The sequence below is a fragment of the Streptomyces sp. SID14436 genome (assembly GCF_010548465.1).
Taxonomy (GTDB): Bacteria; Actinomycetota; Actinomycetes; order Streptomycetales; family Streptomycetaceae; genus Streptomyces.
Genome location: NZ_JAAGMD010000083.1, coordinates 1 through 1,724 on the forward strand (window position 1 = coordinate 1; position 1,724 = coordinate 1,724).

Annotated in this window: 1 protein-coding gene and 1 pseudogene; both read right to left on the reverse strand. The window is 72.2% G+C overall.

All coding sequences use genetic code 11. The annotated features are described in order from the left end of the window. Positions 1 to 903, reverse strand: a 903-nt coding sequence (locus G3I53_RS03050) for a phosphatase PAP2 family protein (RefSeq protein WP_164437997.1), incomplete at its 3' end; no start/stop codon positions are given. Positions 904 to 1,158: 255 nt separating this feature from the next. Beyond that, positions 1,159 to 1,724, reverse strand: a pseudogene (locus G3I53_RS03055) (hypothetical protein); the annotation flags it as partial.

The window sequence follows — 1,724 nt, forward strand, 5'->3', positions numbered from 1 at the left end:
CGAGGTGTGCGGGCCGGGGGCCAGGTAGACCGGTGCCCGGGCGGCCGGACGGCCCGCCGGGACGGGAGCGCCCTCGCGGTCGGTGAGCGGCCGGACCACCACCGGCGGCGTGCCCACGGCCCGGCGGCGCCCCGCCCTGAGCCTCCAGCGCTCCAGCAGGCGGTCCCGCAGGCCCAGGATGCGGGCCTCGGCGCGCGCGATCATCGGCTCGAACCAGGGCAGGGCCAGCAGGATCAGCAGGCCCGCGACCCAGCCCAGCAGGACGTCGCTCAGCCAGTGCGTACCGAGGTAGACGGTGGCCATCCCCACGCCGAGCGAGGTCACCGCGGACAGGGCGGACAGCCAGCGCCGGGCCCGGGGGGTGGAGGCCAGGTAGGCCAGGATGCCCCAGGTCACCACGGCGTTCGCGGTGTGACCGCTGGGAAATATATCGCCGCCGAGCCACATCTCGTTCGAGCCGACCTCAGTCGCGTAGTGCGGCCCGAGGCGTCCCATGCCGTACTTCGCCGCGCCGACGGTGGCGTTGAGCAGCAGCAGGGAGACCCCGAGCGCGAGCAGCGGACGCAGGGTGTGCTGGCGCCAGGAGCGCCAGCCGAGCCAGGCCGCGACCATCACGGCGGTCGGGCCGCGCTGGCCGAGCACCACGTAGTAGTCGACGAAGGCGTGCAGCTGCGGCCACTGCTGGTAGGGGCGGAAGAACATCACCTGCCAGTCCAGCCGGACCAGCCAGGAGGTGATGACGACGGCCCACACGATCGCCAGGTAGAAGGCCAGGGTGGAGCCGAAGAGCACCACCCGGTGCCGGCTCATGCGCGGCACGTCGATGTGGGCCGGTCGTTCCGGCTCACGATCCAGCCTCGCGAACACCCGGTCCAGACGGGTGGGCTTCCGTTCGGTACGCACCCAATCGACGTTACAGCGAGTGAGCGGTGAACCCCGTCGAATCAGCGGGGTTGTGATGACGATGTGATGTGGGATTCCTCTCAGGAAGGGCAATCCGGCAAGCGAATCCAAAAGCGCGGGACGCTGCGCCCTTTCTTTCTTCTGATCATTCGGAGTGGCGGTTTTACCGCGCTTATCAATTCGTTCATCCGGGACCCGCACGGAATTGCGCCGAAGGTCACGGCGGACCGGAGCGCCCACCGCGGATCCGGGCGGTCACGGCGGACCCGAGCCGTTCAGCCAGAAGGCGCCGTACACCGCCGACGCCACCGCCAGGGTTCCCAGCACCGCCGCCGACCTGGGCGTACGCAGCCGGGCCAGCCCCAGGGCGAGGGGCAGCAGCAGGGGGAAGGCGGGCAGCAGCAGGCGCGGTTTGGAGCCGAAGTAGCTCGACGCGCACAGGGCGAGCACGGTCACCGCCCCCGCGTACACCAGCAGCCCGAGCGGCTGCCGCTGCCGTACGCACACCCCGTAGAGCCACACCAGGAGACCCACCCCGACGACCAGTGCGAGGCCCGCGGGGACCGTCGCCGGGGCGGTGAACTTCTCGGCCGTGAAACGCGCGAAGGCGTAGCCGCCGTCGAAACCGTTGCGCCAGCCCGCCTGCACGTCGAGATATCCCAGCGGGCCCCCGCCGGTGCGGTGGCCGACCCACAGAACGTAACCGACGGCCCCGAGCGGGGCGACGGCCATGCCCAGCAGCACCGCGGCCCGGCCCCGGGGCGGGGACCGGTCCGCCGGGTCCCCGCGCCGCTCCCGCAGCAGGGCGGCGAGGCCCGCCG